An 18,407-nucleotide genomic window follows, 5' to 3' on the forward strand; every position below is an offset into this window, starting at 1 on the left:
CGGCTCAGGACACCGCGATCGCGCGGGTGCCGGTGAACCGCGGCTCCGCGGACGGCTCGCCGAACAGGTTGCCTTGCGCGAACCGGTAGCCGAGCCGGTGCAGTTCGTCGGCCTGCTCGACGGTCTCCACGCCCTCGGCGACGGCCGCCAGGCCCAGACCGCCGCTGACCTGCACCAACGCCGCAGCGATCACGGCGTGCCGGCCCGCTTGGGTGACGGAGGCGGTGAAGGACTTGTCGACCTTGAGCACGTCGACAGGCACGGTCTGCAGCAGCCCGAGCGACGAGTGCCCGGTGCCGAAATCGTCGAGCGCGACGGGCACGCCCAGTGCCCGCAATTCCGCCAACGCCCGCACCGCCGCCCCACCGTGGATCAGGGCGGTCTCGGTCACCTCGAGAGTGAGGTGGTCCGCGGGCAGCCGGCTCTCGGCCAGAACGGAGGCGACCAGCGCCGGGAAGGCCGGGTCGGCGAGTTGGCGGTCGGACACGTTGACGTGCAGCCGCCCGGGCGCGGCCGGGCCGAGCGTCGCCAACCAGCCGGCGGCCTGCGCACACGCCGTACGCAGGATCCACTCGCCGAGTTCCACGACGAAGCCGCTGCGCTCGGCGACGGGCAGGAAGTGCCCCGGCGTGATGGTGCCGAGCCGGGGGTGTTCCCACCGGACGAGTGCCTCGACGGCGACCATGCGGTGATCGGGCAACGAGACGACGGGCTGGTAGACGAGCCGGAACTGGTTCTCGTCCAGGGCGGCCCGCAACTCCTCGACGAGTCGGGCTTCCTCCGCCGCCCGGAGGTCCAGCTCGGGGCTGTAGTGCCGGTGCCGGTCGCCGGCCTGCTTCGCCGCGTACATGGCGACGTCGGCGCGGCGCAGCACCTCGTAGCCGTCGGCGGTGTCGGCGCTGTCGGCCGTGCCGATGCTGGCGCCGACCAGGAGGTCCTGCCCGTCCAGCGTGATCGGCTTGCGCAGCGCGGCACCGATCCGGCCGACGATCTGGTCCATGACGGCGGGGGAGCCGGCGGGCACCACCACCGCGAACTCGTCGCCGCCCATCCGGGCCACGAGATCCTCGTCGCGCAGCGCGCCGAGCAGGCGCCCGGCGACGACGGCGAGCAGCCGGTCACCGACGGCGTGCCCGAGCCGGTCGTTGACGTCCTTGAAGCCGTTGAGGTCGAGCACCGCGACCTGCGGCGCGCCGGCGGCCACCGCCGCGGTGAGCCGTTGCTCGAAGACCCGGCGGTTGGGCAGGCCGGTCAGCGCGTCGCGCAGCGCCAGCTCCTCGAGCTGGTCGGCCTGCCGCTGGACCTGACCCACGAAACCGGACATGCGCGCGAGCACCAGCAGGAACAGCAGCACCGCGCCGACGCCGATCGCCGGCCAGCTGATCTCACCAGGACCGCTGGCACCCTCGATGAACAACAGGGCGGGCACCAACAGCGTGCAGGCCGCCAGCAGGATCAGACGGCCCCGGCCCAACCGCTGGTCGATGGCCCGCGGCAGGGGATCGGCTGCTCCGGCGGACCGGTGCAGGGCCGCGGCGCCGTAGCAGACGGAACCCAGCATCCAGCCGGTCGAGATGACGTCCTCCACCCGGGTCGACCAGGCGAGCACGGAGCCGAGTTGGAAGGTGACGTCGGAGACGAGCATGACGCCGGTGCCGACGTTGATCAACAGCAGGCTCGTCGTAGGCCGGCCGCCGCGGGTCATCAGGCGCGCCACCACGGCGAGCAGCAGCAGGTCGAGGGCAGGATACGCGGCGCCGATCAACCGCTCCAGCAGCGGGACGGAGGCGTCCTCCGCCACCGGGCCGATCACGAAGACCCACCACACCAGCCCCAGGCCGGTCGCGATGATCGCCGCGTCGAGCCGCCCGGCGAGGTCGCGCAGCAGCCGCCCCCGGGCCAGCATGACCACGCCGATGATCAGCGGCGGTCCCGAGCTCAGGTAGAAGATGTCCGCTACCGAGGGAAACGGGTCCTGGTGCAGCACGAACCGGTCGATGTCATAGGCGACGTCACCCGCCCCACGCAGCAGCATCGAGACGGCGAAAACCCACCAGCCGGCCGGGTGCGGGGGGCGGTGGCGGCGGATTCCCACAACGACGGCTACGGCACCGGCGAGGGACAACCCGTCGTAGAGGAAAGCGCCGGGGATCGAGTCGGCGCCCAGCACGGCATACGCGACGCACGCCAGCAGCCCAGCTGCCGACCACGCCGCGACCGTCGGGTCCACCCGTACGCTCCGCACGTCAGGTCATCGGCCTGCGCGGGGAGCACCTGAGGTCTCGATTCAGGCCGGCACCGCCCGCTCCAGAAGCGCACCGGTGGCAACCCCGGATGGCAACGTGCCGAACGTGCGCCCCCAGTCGCCGGCCAGTCGGGTCGCGCAGAAGGCATCGGCGACCGCGGTCGGGGCGTGCCGCACGAGCAGGGCGCCCTGCAACACCACTGCCAACCGCTCCACCACCCGCCTGGCCTGGAACTCCAGGTCGTCCCCGCCCAACAGCGCCGTCAGACCCGCGGCGGCCTCGTCCAGCCGCCGGTCCGCACCCGCCGCGGCGGCGATCTCCGCCCGGTACGCCTCGAGCCCGGCCGGATCGCGGCGCAGCGTCCGCAGCACGTCCAAGGCCTGCACGTTGCCGGACCCCTCCCAGATCGAGTTCAGCGGCGCGTCCCGATAGAGCCGGGGCAGGCCGGAGTCCTCGACGTACCCGTTGCCACCCAGGCACTCGAGCGCCTCAGCGACCACGACCGGCTGCCGCTTGCACACCCAGAACTTGCCGATCGCCACGGCCAGGCGGCTGAAGGCACGTTCGGTGTCGTTGCCGCGTACCCCTCGATCGACGGCCCCGGCCAGCCGCAGAGCCAGCGCCGTCGCGGCCTCGCTCTCCACCGCCAGGTCGGCGCAGACGTTGCGCATCAGCGGCTTGTCGATCAGAGCGCCGCCGAAGGCGGACCGGTGCCGCACGTGGTGCAGGGCCTGGACCAGCGCGGCCCGCATCCCGGACGCCGACCCGGTCACGCAGTCCAGCCGGGTCATCGCCACCATCTCGATGATTGTGCGGATGCCGTTGCCCTCGTCGCCAACCCGCCAGGCCACCGTCTCGTCGAACTCGGGCTCGCTGCTGGCATTGCTGCGGTTGCCGAGCTTGTCCTTCAAACGCTGGATGCGGAACGTGTTGCGGGTGCCGTCCGGCAGAATCCGCGGCACCAGGAAACACGTCAGCCCGCCCGGCGCCTGCGCGAGCACGAGGAACAGGTCGCACATCGGCGCGCTGGTGAACCACTTGTGCCCGCGCAGCCGGTAGGTGCCGTCGGGGACCGGGGTCGCCACGGTCGAGTTGGCCCGCACGTCCGAGCCGCCCTGCTTCTCCGTCATCCCCATGCCCGCGAGCAGCCCCCGCTTGGCCTGCGGCGCGCGCAGCCCCGGATCGTACGCCCGACTGGTCAGCAACGGCTCGTAGGTCGCGGCCAGCTCCGGGGCGTGCCGCAGCGCCGGAACCACCGCGTACGTCATCGAGACCGGGCAGGAATGACCCGCCTCGACCTGACTCCACACGAACAGGCCGGCGGCGCGGGCCACGTGCACACCCGGCCGCGGGTCGGCCCACGGCGCCCCGGCCAGGCCCTCGCTCACCGCCACGTCCATCAGCCGGTGCCACGAGGGGTGGAACTCCACCTCGTCGAGGCGGTGACCGTACCGGTCGTGGGTCAGCAGCCGCGGCTCGTGCCGGTTGGCCTCGTCGCCCCAGCGCTGCGGCCCGTCCTGCCCGCCCAGCTTGCCGAGTCGGTGCAGCTCATCGGCGGCCCAGCCGGCTCCTTCGCGGTCCAGGGCTTCGAGCAGCGCCGGATCGGCGGCGATGTCGTGGCCGATGAGTGGTGGGGGCTGATTCACGACCTCATGGGTGCTCACAACCGCAGAACCTATCCCCTCGGCTTCAGGAGCGTGATCCTGGACGCTCCCAGCTCGGTGACGTACAGATTGCCGCGTGCCGTGTCCTGGGTGACGTCGAGCGGCTGGCTGAAGCCGGTGAACCCGGTGATGCCGGTCGTCCGGTTGCTCAGCGCACCGTTCGCCGCCACGTCGAACGTTTCGATGTCCTGACCGGCTGAATACCGCACCACCAGCAGCTTGCCGTCGAGGGCGCCGCCGCGGAACTCGATCGCCCCGTTCGCCGACGCGTGCAGCCCGGCGTCGTAGGTCCCCGCCCCGTCGAAGTTCGGATCCGGCTGCGTTCCGGCCGGATAGGCAGGCACTTCGAACGAATCCACAGCGGTGCTCGGATTGCCGCCGGCCAGCACCCACTCGCAGCGCAGCGGATTCGGGTGGCCGTAGTACCGGCCCGGCTTGACGTCGAACACGTAGTCGGTCTCGGCCGTCGGCACGTTGGTCAACCCCGGTACGGCCGGACCGGTGTATCCACGGCGTGCGCACGAGGCCGGCAACGGGTTCGGGGTCGCCGGCGTGTTTCCGCCCGCCGCCGAACCGTTCGTCGGCGCGTACAGATGCCCGTTGCGATGCCACACCAGGTCGTAGGCGTTGCGCACTCCGGTGGCATGGATCGTCAGGGCAGCGCCCGCCGCGTACGGGTTGTAGGTGCCACCGTCCCCGGTCCGCACATCCAGCGGCGCCGAACCCAGCCGAGCGGTGTCCAGCCGCAGCACCGCCGCGCTGAGCAACTGCTCCGGGCGATTGCCCCACGTCGAATCCGCGGCACCCATCGCATTGTTCGCACCCTGCGACACATACAGGGCGCCGTCCGGGCCGAACGCCAACGAGTTGGTCTCGTGGTCCTTGACCGACCGCGGCAAATTCACCACCCGCGGCGTGTACGTCCCCAGGTTAGTCCCCGACAGCCGCCCGATCCGTCCCGACCATTCGGGCACGTTCAACGGCCCGACGTACTGGTAGTTGTCGGTCACCCACAGCCCACCCGCCGGATCGAACGCCATCCCGATCACCGTCCGCGCGGGCGCCCCTGGCAGCCCCAGCGCCGCCGCGTTGTCCCGGACCGCCGTGATCACCGTGGCGGTGCCCAGCGTCCCATCGGCGTTTATCGGGAAACGGAAGATCCGGCCGTCGAGCGTGCCCGCGTACAGCCGGTCGTCCGGACCGCGCAGCACCGTCGTGAAAGGAGCCCCGGTCGCCACCCCGACGACCTTGTTGAATGCCACCGGGCCGCCGGGCCCGCCGCCGGTCCCGGTGGTGAAAACGATCGAGTACGGCTGGAACGCCCGCCCACTGACGTCCCGCACTCCCGAGGTCAGGCTGAACCTGTACGCGGTACTCGCCGCGAGCGCAGCGGTGGGGGAGAGGTTCACGACATCGCCGCCTCCGCTGGTTATCACGGTGGCGGGCACCGCCGCACCGTCCCGGACCCGGGTAAGTGTCACCGTGCTGCCGGACAGGCTGGCCGGGTCCACCCCGCCGGTCGGCAGCACCAGGTCTTCCACCACGCTGGTGGTGAGCGAGATCCCGGTGGCCCCGTTCGCGGGAGTGCTGGTGCGGACCGCGGGAGCCGGCTGAGTCACCGCGGCGATGTCCACATAGGTCAGCTTGGTGTTGCTGCCGCCGGCCGCGCTGAGGGTGAGCTTGCCGTCGGCGACGGTCACCGTGCGGGTCACCGTCGCATGGCGCACTGAGGCGGTCGGCACGAACGCGGCCACAGCATTCTGGTCCTCGATGCTCAACCAGTGCGCGCTGTCCACCGCTGTCCCGGCATCACCCACCGCGACCGTGACCGTGTACGCCCCCGCGGGCACCGCGGCCTCCCACGAGCCGGGCGTCGTCACCCCGGGCGAGCCTGCCGGCAGCTGCATGTGCATCAGCGTCGCGAGCCGCACGTCGGATTGCCCAGCTCCCGGATTCCGGTTCCGCCCGTTGCCGACCAGGCTCACCGGAGTGGAGGTTCCGGCCCGTACCCACCCGAACCCACGCGCCGCGGCGTAGGCCTCCCCGGAGTCCCGCACATACCCGGCCGGCGGCGTGGTGGCGGCGTCGGAAAAGTTCACTTTGAGCGCGAAGGCTACGGCGCGGGCCGGAGTGGGCCCTGCGGCGAGCGGCGCGAGGAGCGCTGCCACGGCAACGATCCCGAGACGACGAGTCTGCACCCGACCATGCGAGCACGGTGGCGGGCTGTTCCGTAGGCCACAAATCCGTGGCGCAGCGACCGCCCAGCTCAGCGGGGGTGCGTTTCGTCCGTAGCGAGATCATCCGCGTAAACGCCGATCCTGCCCCGCTTCGACCCGGCTCGGTTGCCTTCCGCCCGTGGCCGGAACACGCCGCGGCGGACATGAAACGATGGGCGCCGGCGGAAAAGCTCGGTGAGGAGTCAGTAGGCATGAGGGTTTGCGTTGTCGGGGCCGGAGCCATCGGAGGCTGGATCGGTGCCCGGTTGGCGGCGTCCGGCGCGGCTGAGGTCAGCGCGGTCGCCCGCGGCGCGACGCTGGCCTCTCTGCAGGCGCACGGTTGGCGGCTGCAGACCGCGGACGGCCTGGTCACCGCGCCGGCGCGGGCCGTCGCCGACCCCGCCGAGCTGGGTACGCAGGACCTGGTCGTGCTGACAGTGAAAGCCCCCGCGCTGGTGGCCGTCGCCGGACTGTTGCCGCCGCTGCTCGGGGAGGACACTGTCGTGCTGCCCTTCATGAACGGCGTGCCGTGGTGGTTCGGCCACGGCACCAAGCTGGGTGGCGAACCGTTGCGCAGCATCGACCCGGACGGGGTGGTCGCCGCTGCCGTCGACGTCGACCGGGTGCTCGGCGGCGTGGTGCACGCCAGTTGTGCTGTGCCGGAGCCAGGCCTGGTCCGGCACGTGATGGGCAACGGTCTGATCGTCGGCGAGCCGCTCGGCGGCCGGTCGGCGCGGGTCGACGAGGTGGGCCGGGTGCTGACCGCGGCCGGCTTCGGCGTCACGGTGTCGGCGGACGTTCGCTACGACATCTGGTACAAGCTGTGGGGCAACATGACGATGAACCCGGTCTCGGCGCTCACCGGCGCGACCGCGGACCGGGTGCTCGCCGACCCGCTGGTGCGCGCCTTCAGCTCCGCGGCGATGCGCGAGGCTGCCGCCATCGGGCAACAGCTGGGCTGCGACATCACCGAGTCCCCCGAGGACCGGCATCGGGTGACCGCCAAACTCGGCGCGTTCAAGACCTCGATGCTGCAGGACGTCGAGGCGGGCCGGGCGGTGGAGCTGGACGGTCTGGTCGGTGCGGTTCGGGAGATCGGCGAGCGGGTGGGAGTGGCTACGCCGTATATCGACGCGTTGTTCGGGCTGAGTCGCCTCGCGGCGCGCAGCCAGGGCCTCTATCCGCCGGACTGACCGGAGGGGAAAGCCCTCCGCCGACGCAGACCGCGCCGGCGGAGGATTGACCGTCATCGCAGGCTGGAGATGCCCGTGATGATCATTTCTGACACGTCCTCCGGATCCACGTCCTTGAAGAATCGGCCACCGGTCGCCGCTGCGATACGACTTCCCTGGCCGGGCTTGCCGCTGATGCCGCATGTGCGGTAGGTGTTATCCGCTTCGAAGGTCGGGTCTCCGTCGAGGCCGTTCGCTGCTCCGCTGGTGACGGAGATGGCGATGACCTTGATCTTCGCGGCGACCAGCTCGGCGGTGACGGACGCCTCCGTCACAGTGGGCCCGTCCCCGGAGACGGCAGTACACACCGAGTCGTGGCCAGGCGCGTCGCCGAACCACACCACGATCCGGCTCGAGTCGGCACGGAACTTCGCGTCCGTCACGACCTTGTGCAACGCGTACAAATTCGCCTCGGGCTTGTCTCCGCCCCCCACCGGCGACCACACCTTGAAGGCGTTCTTGGCAGCCGAGCCGCTATCGTCCGCGGTAGGGATGGCGACGTTCGTACGGTAGGCGAACGATGTCTTCGGGAAGTCCCGGTACTGTCCGGCACCGTAGCGCGGCTCAGTAGCATCCTTGCTGATCTCGTCGAGGATCTTTGAGGCGTTCCCGGCCACATCCGTCAGGGACTTTCCCATGCTGCCAGTGGTGTCCGCGAGGAAGAAGATGTCCGGCTTGACGAGGTCGCGCGTTCGGTCATCGAGGTAGATCAGGTCGGGCTCGGCGCTGACCAGGGTCGAGGTGACGAATTCGCAGGTCCCGCCGGCGCACCCGTTGTCCGGCCAGGTCACCGCCACGACGACGCGCAGGAGCGGCACGGCGCCTTTCTTGCCTTCGTTGTCCTTGGTGCAGTCGGTGGAGTCGAGCACCTGCCAACAGCCGACGACGTACCAGTTCTGCTGGAACTCGATGCCGGACTGGGACACCGTCACCGCGCTGGTGGGTACGGGTACGGGTTCCTCGGCGTCGTCCGCGGCCTTCTCCCCCCAGACCCGCTTGCCGCCGTCCAGGTACGGAACGGCAGCCGGCACCACGTCCTGCTCCTGCCGTTCCACGCTGATCTTGTCGCGGCCGAGCAGAATCTTGTCGCCGCCGAGGGCGCGGACCTTCTCCATTGCGGCAGCGGCGACGCGGGACGCTTCCTGACGCTGTTCATGGCGCCGAATGGTGACGCCGCTGTCGAGGTAGAAGGTGGTCAACGCGATCAGCAGAACGTGCAGGAGGCTGATGGCGACCATGACCTCGAGCAGGGAGAACCCGGCATCGTCGGGCGCTGGCGGCGTTTTCTGTTCGGCCGTACCCCGTGGAGAAACCGTCGACATCACCCCTCCGTTCCGAGCCAGATTTGTCGGGCAGCTCGATGTGTATCGGCTGTTCACCACCGAAGCTGACGAGACCCGCCTAGTTCTCACTGAGGTCCTTGACCGGCCCGGCGGTGAAGTTGGTCGGCAGCAAGAACATCTGGGCGCTGTTGTACTCCTTGCAATTGATGCCAAGGATGAGCGGGCTGCCGACAAAGTCGGGGGACCGGACGGTGAGGCAGAAGGAGTTGATTTTCCTGCCGTTACTGGTGGCGTGGTAGGTGCGGTATTCGTCCTCGTAGCTCCACTGCTGGTTCGGCGGGACGACGGTCTTGCAGGGCTGGAAGCGGATCACATTGTCCTTCTTCTGCTCCGCTTTGCCGTCCAGGTTGTCCAGACACATGCCGTACGGCGGCGCCGTGGTCTTCGATGCCACCAGGACGAGCTGGTAATCGGGGGTGCGTGCGAACAGCTGCGCGGCACCGCCGCTGAGACATGGCTGCACGGTTACCTCCTCGCCTGCCCGCGGAGTATCCGATTCGGCGGCCAGGCACAGGCTCTTGTTTCTCGAGGAGTCCACCCGGATGACCCCGCCGTCCATACCGGTGTTCGTGTTGAACACGTAGGTTCCGTGCAGCACCCGGGCTCCGTTGCCTCGGTCGGAGCCCGTCGAGGTCAGCAGAGCGAAGCGGGGCACCGCATCGGTGCCGAGCCCGGCCTTGCACGGCATCTTGTTGTCCTTGATCCAGTCGGCGGACTGGCCCTGCGGATCGGTAGCCAGGTAGACGATGTCGACGGTGTACTGAGCCCCTCCGGCATCCGCGTTGCCGGCCAACGTCTCGCACGGCAGTTTCGTCCGCGAGCCGGTGCCGGCGCCGTCCTGCGCCAGCCGGATGCGTCCGATCGTCACGTCCAGGCCGGCCTGCGCCGCGTACAGGGCACGGTCGCGCTGCATCTCCCGGCGGGCCGAGGTCACCTGGGCGAGGACCATCGGCAGCACCAGGGCGCTGAGCGACATACCGACCATGGAGAGCAGCACGACCAGGTGGAGGGTGCCGGCGTCATCGCGTTGCCGGAGTCGGAACAACGATCGGAACATCACGGGACCGTCCGTCCTGCCGCGCAGACGCCTTCGCTCACCGTGTTGCGCGAGGTGTTCAGCGCGGCGAACGTGACCTTGAGTGGTTTCGAGGTGGTGTTGCTGCCTTCGCCGCTGTCCGTTGCGCTGATATCGAAGACCAGCCGCTGCCATTCGTACGTGGTGTCCGCGGGCACGAACGTGAAGGGCTTCGTGCCGCTGATACCGGACGCCAGCGGAACCCACGGGCTCGGTGTGATCGGTGTCAGCCCGTCGACCCAGGTACGGCGTTGCAACTGCTGGTCCCTGACCCGTAAGCGCACTTGTGTGCACACGGCGGTGCCACTGTTCTCGGTGCGGTACTCGATGTAGTGGTCGCCGTTGACCACACCTTGCTTGCTGAGCGCGGACGCGTAGCGGATCTCGGTGTCCAGACGTTCGTAGGCGGTGGCTACCTGCGACCGTGCGACGGCGGCCGACTCGATCTTCGAGGTGCCCCGGTACAGCTGGAGGATGCCCGTCGTGAAGATCGACATCGCCACGGACAGGATCGCCAGTGAGACCATCACCTCGAGCAGGGTGAACCCGGCGTCGTCGCCCGGCCGCGGGTGCGGGCAAGGCTCCGAAGCGCATGTGCACTGCACCGCCCGGCCCATTCGTCGCTTCCTTCACAGTTGGCCGGTGCTCGACCTGGGGTCGGGCACCTTCGAACATCGAGGTGTGCCGCTCAGATCGGGTGGGCGGAGCGTGAGGTAAGCGTTTTACCGAGACCTGAGCTAGCGCGAAGCTGACCTTGACCTGCAGGCAGACAACGCGGACATCGCGCGCTCTTGGCGTCGGTGGCCTAGGTCGACGAGGCGGGGTTGATCTGACCGAGGACGTCCCGTGCGTCCTGGGCGCGGCGCTCGAGGAATTCGTAGACGTCCTGGGCGTCGACGCCGGGGAAGGTGCCCGGAGGCAGGGCCGCGAGGAGATGGGAGTGCACCCGGGCGCTGGGCCACGCGTTGCCGGCCCACTGCTGGACCAGCCCGGCGGGCGGCCGCCGACAGCAGTCCGGATCCGGGCAGCGCGAGACGGTACGGCTGGTCGTGTCGCCACCCCGGAACCAGCGCGCGTGCTCGTACGGCGTCCCCACGGTGACCGAGAACTCCCCGGAGCGGGTCGACTCGACGTGCACCGTGCACCAGTACGTGCCCCGCACAGTGTCGGTGTACTGGTAGAACGACGAGTACGGGTCGGCGGCCTGGAACACCGTGCGGGACGCCCAGTTGCGGCACACCGACTGGCCCTCGATCGCACCGGTCACGTCCGACGGGAAGCGCACGCCGTCGTTCTCGTACGCCTTGTAGACCGTGCCGCTTTCGTGGACCCGGCAGAAGTGGACCGGGATGCCGAAGTGGTGGGTGGCGAGGTTGGTGAAGCGGTGCGCCGCGGTTTCGTAGGAGACGCCGAACGCGTCGCGGAAGTCGTCGATGGCGAGCGCCCGGTCGGCTTTCGCGTCGCGGAGGAAGTCGACGGCGAACTTCTCCGGCATGAGGAGCGCGGCCGCGAAGTAGTTGGCCTCGACGCGTTGGCGCAGGAAGTCGCCGTAGTCGGACGGGTCTTCATGACCGAGCACGAAGTGTCCGAGGGTCTGCAGCACGACCGCGCGCGGGTCGTGGCCCTTGTTGCTGGCTACCTGCGGGAGGTAGATGCGGCGGTTCCGGAGGTCGGTGACTGAGCGTGTCGAGTCCGGCAGGTCGGGCACGTAGTGCAACGAAAATCCGAGCTGTCCGGCGATGTCCAGGATGCCGCGCTGCGACAGCGGGCCGGTGGTGTGCCGGACCGACTGCAGGATTTTCGCGGCGGCTTCCTCGATGTGGGGGAAGTAGTTGTCGCGTTCGCGCATCTGCTCGCGCAGCTGTTGGTTGGCCCGCCGGGCCACCTCCGGGGTGGCGCTCTGCTCGGTCAGCACCCGGGTCAGCTCCCGGTGTAGTCCGATCAGTGATTCCAACGCGTCGGCCGGCAGTCGCCGTCCGGCGCGCACCAGCGGAAGGCCGAGTGCCTGATATGCCGGTTCCCGTTGGAAATGGGCCAGCTCGATTTCCAGCCCGGCGCGCCGGCTCGGCGCCTCCGGTCGCAGAAGATCCTGCATCGGTACGCCCAGAGCCGCCGCGATGGCCTGCAGGACGCTGAGCTTGGGCTCGCGTTTGCCGTTCTCGATCAGGGAGAGCTGCGAGGGTGCCCGGCCGACCGCCGCACTGAGCTGGTCGAGGGTCATGTTCTTCGCGCGTCGCAGATGGCGCAGACGTTGCCCGAGGGTTACGAGGTCAACCGAGCCGTCCGAAGGTGAAGCCGTCACGGGTTTTCACGTTAGCAGAAGAAATCCAATTCTTCTCCTCACAAACGCCTTCTTGGGGGCTTGCGGAGTGCGCGAGAGTCGAGTTCTTCCCGCACGGAGCAGGGCTGGAAAGGAAACTTGAGATGACTGATCAGCTGACCGACGTCAGGGGCGGTACCGCCGCGGACCTCACTCAGGCTTGGGCCGGCGATCCCCGATGGGCGGGCGTGAAGCGCGACTACACCGCGCAGGACGTCGTTCGCCTTCGTGGCAGCCTCCAGGAACGGCACACCCTCGCCGAGCGCGGCGCCCAGCGACTCTGGGAGCTGCTGCACTCCGAGGACTACATCAACGCCCTCGGCGCCCTCACCGGCGGCCAGGCCGTGCAGATGGTCAAGGCCGGTCTGAAGGCGATCTACCTTTCCGGCTGGCAGGTGGCGGCCGACGCGAACCTGTCCGGCCACACCTACCCGGACCAGAGCCTCTACCCGGCCAACTCGGTGCCGGCCGTGGTCCGCCGGATCAACAACGCGCTGCTGCGCACCGACCAGATCGAGGTGGCCGCCGGCCGCACCGACAAGGACTGGTTCGCGCCGATCGTCGCCGACGCCGAGGCCGGCTTCGGTGGCCCGCTCAACGCGTTCGAGCTGATGAAGGCGATGATCGCCGCCGGTGCCGCGGGTGTGCACTGGGAGGACCAGCTGGCCTCGGAGAAGAAGTGCGGCCACCTCGGTGGCAAGGTGCTCATCCCGACCCAGCAGCACATCCGTACGCTCAACGCGGCCCGCCTCGCGGCCGACGTCGCCGGCGTGCCCACCCTGGTCATCGCCCGCACCGACGCGCTCGCCGCGGACCTGCTGACCACCGACGTGGACGACCGCGACAAGCCGTTCCTCACCGGTGAGCGCACCGCCGAGGGCTTCTTCCGGGTCCGCCCGGGCGAGGACTCCGCAATCGCCCGTGGTGTCGCCTACGCCGACTACGCCGACCTGCTGTGGGTCGAGACCGGCAAGCCCGACCTCGAGTTCGCGAAGCGCTTCGCCGAGGCCGTGCACGCCAAGCACCCCGGCAAAATGCTCGCCTACAACTGCTCGCCGTCGTTCAACTGGAAGAAGAACCTGGACGACGACACGATCGCCCGCTTCCAGAAGGAACTCGGCGCGATGGGCTACAAGTTCCAGTTCGTCACGCTGGCCGGCTTCCACGCCCTCAACCACTCGATGTTCGAGCTCGCCAAGGGCTACTCGACCACGGGCATGAGCGCGTACGTGAAGCTGCAGGAGGCCGAGTTCGCGGCCGAGGGCGACGGCTACACCGCGACCAAGCACCAGGCTGAGGTCGGCACCGGCTACTTCGACGCGGTCTCGACCGCGCTGAACCCGGAGAGCTCCACCACCGCGCTGTCCGGCTCGACTGAGGAAGAGCAGTTCTGACATGGGCACCGAAGAGGTCACCATTTGCGGCGAAACCGGGGGCCGGTACGCCGAGATCCTGACGCCCGAGGCGATCGACTTCGTAGTGGCGCTGGACCGCGAGTTCGGCGCCCGCCGGGTGCAGCTGTTGGAGCGCCGGCGTCGCCGGCGCGCCACCCGCACCACCGAGCTGGACTTCCTGCCGACCACCGAGCACATCCGCAAGGACGACTCGTGGACGGTGGCGCCGCCAGCAGAGGACCTGACGGACCGGCGGGTGGAGATCACCGGCCCGCCGGACCGCAAGATGACGATTAACGCGCTGAACTCCGGCGCGAAGGTGTGGATGGCGGACTTCGAGGACGCCACCGCGCCGACCTGGGAGAACGTCGTGCTCGGCCAGCTCAACCTGCGGGATGCGCTGGACGGCAAGCTCGACTTCACCACCGCGGAAGGCAAGGAGTACAAGGTTGGCGACTCGCTGCCGACCATCATGGTCCGGCCCCGCGGCTGGCACCTGCCGGAGTGCCACGTGCGCATCGGCGGGCGGGCGGTCTCGGCGTCGCTGTTCGACTTTGGCCTCTACCTGTTCCACTGTGGCCAGCGTCAGCTCAACCGCGACAGCGGACCGTACTTCTACCTGCCGAAGCTCGAGAGCCACCTCGAGGCCCGGCTGTGGAACGACGTGTTCGTCTTCGCCCAGGACCGGCTCGGCATCCCGCGCGGCACCATCCGCGCGACGGTGCTGATCGAGACGATCACCGCCGCGTTCGAGATGGAAGAGATCCTGTACGAGCTGCGCGAGCACTCGGCCGGCCTGAACGCGGGCCGGTGGGACTACCTCTTCAGCATGATCAAGAACCGGCCGGACGTGGTGCTCCCGGAGCGGTCGCAGGTCACGATGACGGCGCCGTTCATGCGGGCGTACACGGAACTGCTCGTGCAGACCTGCCACAAGCGCGGCGCCCACGCGATCGGCGGCATGGCCGCCGTCGTGCCCAGCCGCGACCCGGTCGCGGCCAAGCGGGCGCTCAACCAGGTCCGGCAGGACAAGCGGCGCGAGGTCGGCGACGGCTTCGACGGCTCCTGGGTGGCCCACCCCGGCCTGGTCGAGACCTGCAAGGAGGTCTTCGACCAGTGGCTCGGCTTCGAGCCGAACCAGCTCGTCCGGCGCCGGGACGACGTGCGGGTCACCGCCAAGGAACTGTTGGACGTGCGCTCCAGCACGATCACCGTCACCGAGGTGGCGCTGCGCAACAACTGCAGCGTTGCCCTGCGGTACACGGCCTCCTGGCTCGGCGGGCGCGGCGCTGTCGCCCTCGGTGGGCTCATGGAGGACGCGGCCACCGCGGAGATCTGCCGCGCCCAGCTCTGGCAGTGGATCTCGCACGGCACCCCGACCGACTACGGCGTGCCCGTCACGGCCGGTCTGGTCACCCGCATGCTGCGCGAGGAACTCGATGTCCTCGCGGAGACGGGCGCTCTCGACGAGGACGCCGCCCGGCGCTTCGGACAGGCTCGCACTCTGCTCACCGTGCTCCTCACGGAGCGGACCTGTCCGGAGTTCCTCACCCTGCCCGCGTACCTGCGGCACATGACCGGTGACAAGCCTGCTCCTGCACCGGCGATGAGTATCTGACCTGCGGGGAGGAAAACACGGCCCGGCGGCTTCGGCTGCCGGGCCGTGCCCGTGTTGGCGGGACGGAAATGCTCCCCAGGCAGGAACCGTTCTCCGATGCGATGCTGGAAGCGTCACGGGGCCGTTCGCCGCGCTGGGAGGACACCGCCGATGTTGCCGCTCAACACCCAGAACCTTCCGTCCCTGCCCGCCAGCTTGCCCGTCCCCGCCTACGATCGGAGTGCGCTGCGGACCGGCATCGTCCACTTCGGTGTCGGCGGCTTTCACCGGGCACACGAGGCCATGTACCTCGACCGGCTCATGGCGCAGGGCAAAGCGCTGGACTGGGCGATCTGCGGCGTCGGCGTCATGCCCTTCGACGAGCGCATGCGCGACGCGCTCACCGCCCAGGACGGGCTCTACACCCTGGTCGTCAAGGCTCCGGACGGCACGATGGACGCGCGCGTGATCGGTGCCATCAAGGAATATCTGTACGCCCCCGACGATCCGGAGGCCGTCATCGAGAAGATGGCCGGCCCGGACGTGCGGATCGTCTCCCTGACCGTCACCGAGGGCGGCTACAACATCGACGCGGTCACGGGAGAGTTCATCGCCGCCGACCCCGGCGTGCAACACGACCTGACCGCGGGCGCCCGGCCGCGTACCACGTTCGGCCTGATCACCGAGGCCCTGGCTCGCCGTCGGGCCCGGGGCGTACCCCCGTTCACCATCATGAGCTGCGACAACATTCAAGGCAACGGACACGCCGCCCGGCGCAGCTTCGTCGCCTTCGCCACCCTGCGCGACCCGGAGCTGGGGGAGTGGGTCGATCGAGAGGTCGCCTTCCCGAACTGCATGGTGGACCGCATCACCCCGGTGACCACCGACGCCGACCGCGACGAGGTGCGCAAACGCTTCGACGTCGACGACGCCTGGCCGGTGGTGTGCGAGCCGTTCACCCAGTGGGCGCTCGAGGACACGTTCCCGCTCGGCCGGCCGCCGTTCGCCGATGCCGGCGTGCAGATGGTTGCCGACGTGGAGCCGTACGAGCTGATGAAGCTGCGCCTGCTCAACGCCAGCCACCAGGCGCTGTGCTACTTCGGCTACCTCAGCGGCTACCGGCTGGTGCACGACGTGGCCCAGGATCCGTTGTTCGCGGAGTTTCTGCTGGCGTACATGGATGCCGAGGCGACGCCAACGTTGGAGCCGGTGCCGGGCATCGACCTGGACAACTACAAGCGACAGCTCATCGAGCGCTTCTCCAACGCCCAGGTGCGGGACACCGTGGCACGGCTGTGCGCGGAAAGCTCGGACCGCATTCCGAAATGGCTGCTGCCCGTGATCCGCCACAACCTCGAAACCGGCGGCGAAATCCTGCGCGCGACCGCGGTGGTGGCGTCCTGGGCGCGCTACGCCGAGGGTGTCGACGAACAGGGCCGGCCGATCGAGGTGGTGGATCGGCTACGCGACAGCCTGGTGCCGCTCGCCCGAAGCCAACACGAGAATCCACTGGCCTTCGTAGCCAACCGCGAGCTGTTCGGCGACCTGGTGGACAACGAGCGGTTCGCATCGACATACCGGTCGATGCTGGCTTCCTTGCACACCAGGGGCGCCCGGGCGACGTTAGAGGATCTCACCAGGGCCGGCTAGTCGGGGCACTGAGGCACACTGCCGGTCCGATGTTCACCGATCAGAGGACCGTGGCGCAGATCGCGTATGCCGTCACCGTTCCCAGGCCCACATTGGTCGCGGTCCAAGAAGTCGGCGACGAAGGGTAGCTTCCGCCGACCTGGCCGCCGCTCCCGATGTTGGCACCTCCACCCAGGACCTTCTTCCCCGCCGGGCAGGAGGCAACGGAGCTGCTGTTGCTGGTGGTTCCCGTCACAATCGTGTGACCGCTCACTCCGTCAGCGCCGGCGGGACCCTGCGGGCCGGTCGCGCCCGGAGATCCGGTCGGCCCTGCAGGGCCCTGGGCGCCTGCGGAGCCTTGCGGTCCGGTTGCGCCGGTGGCGCCCTGCGGCCCGGTTACGCCTGCGGCGCCCTGCGGCCCCGTCGCGCCGGTGGCGCCCTGCGGGCCGGTCGCGCCTTGGGCGCCGGTCGGCCCTGCGGGGCCTTGGGTGCCTGCGGAGCCTTGCGGTCCCGTTGCGCCGGTGGCCCCCTGCGGACCGTTCGAGCCCTGCGGGCCGACCGACCCTGCCGGGCCTGGTGCACCCGCGGAACCCTGCGGACCCGCGGCACCCGTGGCGCCTTGCGGTCCGGTGGCCCCGGTAGCGCCGGTTGCGCCGGTGGCACCTTGTGGGCCGGTGGCACCTTGTGGGCCAGTGTCTCCGGGGAGACCCGTTGGACCCATCGGTCCGGTCGCACCCTGTGCGCCGGTCAGGCTTGCGAGGAAATCGCCCTCCGAGCCGACGTGGTTGTTCGCCAGCCACAGCTGGTATGCGGAGAATCCGTTGGTCCCCCGTGCGCCGATCAGAGATTCCAGGAAGTCACCGACCGTGCCGCTGTGGCCTTCCTCCAGCCACAACGCGAAAGCGGACAGGCCATCCACACCGGCTGCGCCATCTGCCCCGGTGGCCCCGGTCGCACCATCTGCTCCGGTCGCGCCGGCCGCTCCGGTCGCGCCGTCTGCGCCGGTTGCGCCCGTGGCTCCCGTCGCGCCGGTCTGACCTGCGAGGCCGGTGGTTCCGGCTGCGCCGACCTCGCCCTTGGCTCCGGCCGGGCCCTTCGGGCCGATGAATCCTTGCTCGCCGACCGCGCCGTTCAGACCTTTGGGGCCGGCGGGGCCGGCCGGACCGACGAATCCTCGCTCACCGGTCGGGCCGCTCGGGCCTTTGGCTCCGGGGACCCCGGGCTGGCCGGGTGCACCCGGCAGGCCGGGCAGTCCGGTCAACCCGGCGAGACCCTGCACGCCGGCGGGTCCGGTCAAACCTCTGAGCCCCATCGGACCCATCGGACCGGCGGCGCCGCGTGGACCCATCGGACCCATCGGGCCTTGTGGACCGCTGATGCCCGCGAGGCCCTGGCTGCTGGCGATGCCCCGAAGCCCACGCGTGCTCAAGCGACCGCCGGATCCGGTCTGCGAGCTGACGCGGTTCCACGAGATCGTCGTCGCGTTGATGCATCGGTACCCACCGGCATGGTCGATGACGTTGACGACGCCGGTGGAATTGTCGACGCAGGCATAGATCAGATCTGTCGTGGGGGAGGCGGATCCGGCCATGGCGAAACCGGGTGAGCCGAACACCAGCGCCGTCGCCAGGGCGGCGCAGAACCCGGTGCGTGTCAGGGTGAGGTTCATCAGGATCCAGCCTCTGGTCGGC

12 protein-coding genes are annotated in these 18,407 nt (G+C 69.7%); 4 read left to right on the forward strand and 8 right to left on the reverse strand.

What is annotated here, in order from left to right; all coding sequences use genetic code 11:
* Positions 1 to 4 precede the first annotated feature (4 nt).
* The 3 genes from ACIA1L_RS14180 to ACIA1L_RS14190 are packed head-to-tail and all read right to left on the reverse strand — an operon-like array spanning position 5 to position 6,078.
* Entirely contained in the window at positions 5 to 2,230 is a 2,226-nt protein-coding gene (locus tag ACIA1L_RS14180) for a putative bifunctional diguanylate cyclase/phosphodiesterase (RefSeq protein WP_396073100.1), read from the reverse strand.
* 57 nt (positions 2,231 to 2,287) lie between these two features.
* Positions 2,288 to 3,910, reverse strand: a complete 1,623-nt coding sequence (locus ACIA1L_RS14185; protein WP_396073101.1) for an acyl-CoA dehydrogenase family protein — start codon at positions 3,908 to 3,910, stop codon at positions 2,288 to 2,290.
* Between the two features lie 11 nt (positions 3,911 to 3,921).
* Positions 3,922 to 6,078, reverse strand: a complete 2,157-nt coding sequence (locus ACIA1L_RS14190) for an Ig-like domain-containing protein (RefSeq protein ID WP_396073102.1) — start codon at positions 6,076 to 6,078, stop codon at positions 3,922 to 3,924.
* A gap of 260 nt (positions 6,079 to 6,338) precedes the next feature.
* Here ACIA1L_RS14190 and ACIA1L_RS14195 point away from each other — a divergent pair, with 260 nt between their 5' ends.
* A complete protein-coding gene (locus tag ACIA1L_RS14195; protein ID WP_396073103.1) occupies positions 6,339 to 7,319 on the forward strand; it encodes a 2-dehydropantoate 2-reductase in 981 nt (326 codons plus the stop codon).
* 53 nt (positions 7,320 to 7,372) lie between these two features.
* Here ACIA1L_RS14195 and ACIA1L_RS14200 read toward each other — a convergent pair whose 3' ends face one another.
* From ACIA1L_RS14200 to ACIA1L_RS14215, 4 genes are all read right to left on the reverse strand, one after another.
* A complete protein-coding gene (locus tag ACIA1L_RS14200) occupies positions 7,373 to 8,680 on the reverse strand; it encodes a prepilin-type N-terminal cleavage/methylation domain-containing protein (protein WP_396073104.1) in 1,308 nt (435 codons plus the stop codon).
* 79 nt (positions 8,681 to 8,759) lie between these two features.
* Positions 8,760 to 9,758, reverse strand: a complete 999-nt coding sequence (locus ACIA1L_RS14205; protein WP_396073105.1) for a ricin-type beta-trefoil lectin domain protein — start codon at positions 9,756 to 9,758, stop codon at positions 8,760 to 8,762.
* The gene (locus ACIA1L_RS14210) at positions 9,758 to 10,393 is read right to left on the reverse strand and encodes a type II secretion system protein J (protein WP_396073106.1); all 636 of its coding nucleotides are present in this window, start codon (positions 10,391 to 10,393) and stop codon (positions 9,758 to 9,760) included. The genes ACIA1L_RS14205 and ACIA1L_RS14210 overlap by 1 nt, the downstream gene beginning before the upstream one ends.
* A 188-nt stretch (positions 10,394 to 10,581) precedes the next feature.
* Positions 10,582 to 12,078 (reverse strand): helix-turn-helix domain-containing protein, encoded by a 1,497-nt coding sequence (locus ACIA1L_RS14215; protein ID WP_396073107.1) that lies wholly within the window; start codon positions 12,076 to 12,078, stop codon positions 10,582 to 10,584.
* 134 nt (positions 12,079 to 12,212) lie between these two features.
* Here ACIA1L_RS14215 and aceA point away from each other — a divergent pair, with 134 nt between their 5' ends.
* The 3 genes from aceA to ACIA1L_RS14230 all read left to right on the forward strand — a co-directional run bounded on the left by aceA (position 12,213) and on the right by ACIA1L_RS14230 (position 16,737).
* Positions 12,213 to 13,490, forward strand: coding sequence for an isocitrate lyase (gene aceA / locus ACIA1L_RS14220; protein WP_396073613.1), 1,278 nt, complete (start codon positions 12,213 to 12,215; stop codon positions 13,488 to 13,490).
* Between the two features lies 1 nt (position 13,491).
* Positions 13,492 to 15,108 (forward strand): malate synthase A, encoded by a 1,617-nt coding sequence (gene aceB / locus ACIA1L_RS14225; protein ID WP_396073108.1) that lies wholly within the window; start codon positions 13,492 to 13,494, stop codon positions 15,106 to 15,108.
* 150 nt (positions 15,109 to 15,258) lie between these two features.
* Complete coding sequence (locus ACIA1L_RS14230; RefSeq protein WP_396073109.1) at positions 15,259 to 16,737, forward strand: mannitol dehydrogenase family protein; 1,479 nt, start codon at positions 15,259 to 15,261, stop codon at positions 16,735 to 16,737.
* Positions 16,738 to 16,777: 40 nt separating this feature from the next.
* Here ACIA1L_RS14230 and ACIA1L_RS14235 read toward each other — a convergent pair whose 3' ends face one another.
* A complete protein-coding gene (locus ACIA1L_RS14235) occupies positions 16,778 to 18,385 on the reverse strand; it encodes a hypothetical protein (protein ID WP_396073110.1) in 1,608 nt (535 codons plus the stop codon).
* Positions 18,386 to 18,407 lie beyond the last annotated feature (22 nt).

The organism is Actinoplanes sp. NPDC051859 (genome assembly GCF_044452725.1).
Lineage (GTDB): Bacteria > Actinomycetota > Actinomycetes > Mycobacteriales > Micromonosporaceae > Actinoplanes.

Bases quoted from the DNA above. Each gene is read 5' to 3' on its own strand.
- ACIA1L_RS14195 (WP_396073103.1), top strand. From the start codon at position 6,339: ATGAGGGTTTGCGTTGTCGGGGCCGGAGCCATCGGAGGCTGGATCGGT.
- ACIA1L_RS14200 (WP_396073104.1), bottom strand. From the start codon at position 8,680: ATGTCGACGGTTTCTCCACGGGGTACGGCCGAACAGAAAACGCCGCCA.
- ACIA1L_RS14205 (WP_396073105.1), bottom strand. From the start codon at position 9,758: ATGTTCCGATCGTTGTTCCGACTCCGGCAACGCGATGACGCCGGCACC.
- ACIA1L_RS14210 (WP_396073106.1), bottom strand. From the start codon at position 10,393: ATGGGCCGGGCGGTGCAGTGCACATGCGCTTCGGAGCCTTGCCCGCAC.
- aceB (WP_396073108.1), top strand. From the start codon at position 13,492: ATGGGCACCGAAGAGGTCACCATTTGCGGCGAAACCGGGGGCCGGTAC.
- ACIA1L_RS14230 (WP_396073109.1), top strand. From the start codon at position 15,259: ATGTTGCCGCTCAACACCCAGAACCTTCCGTCCCTGCCCGCCAGCTTG.
- ACIA1L_RS14235 (WP_396073110.1), bottom strand. From the start codon at position 18,385: ATGAACCTCACCCTGACACGCACCGGGTTCTGCGCCGCCCTGGCGACG.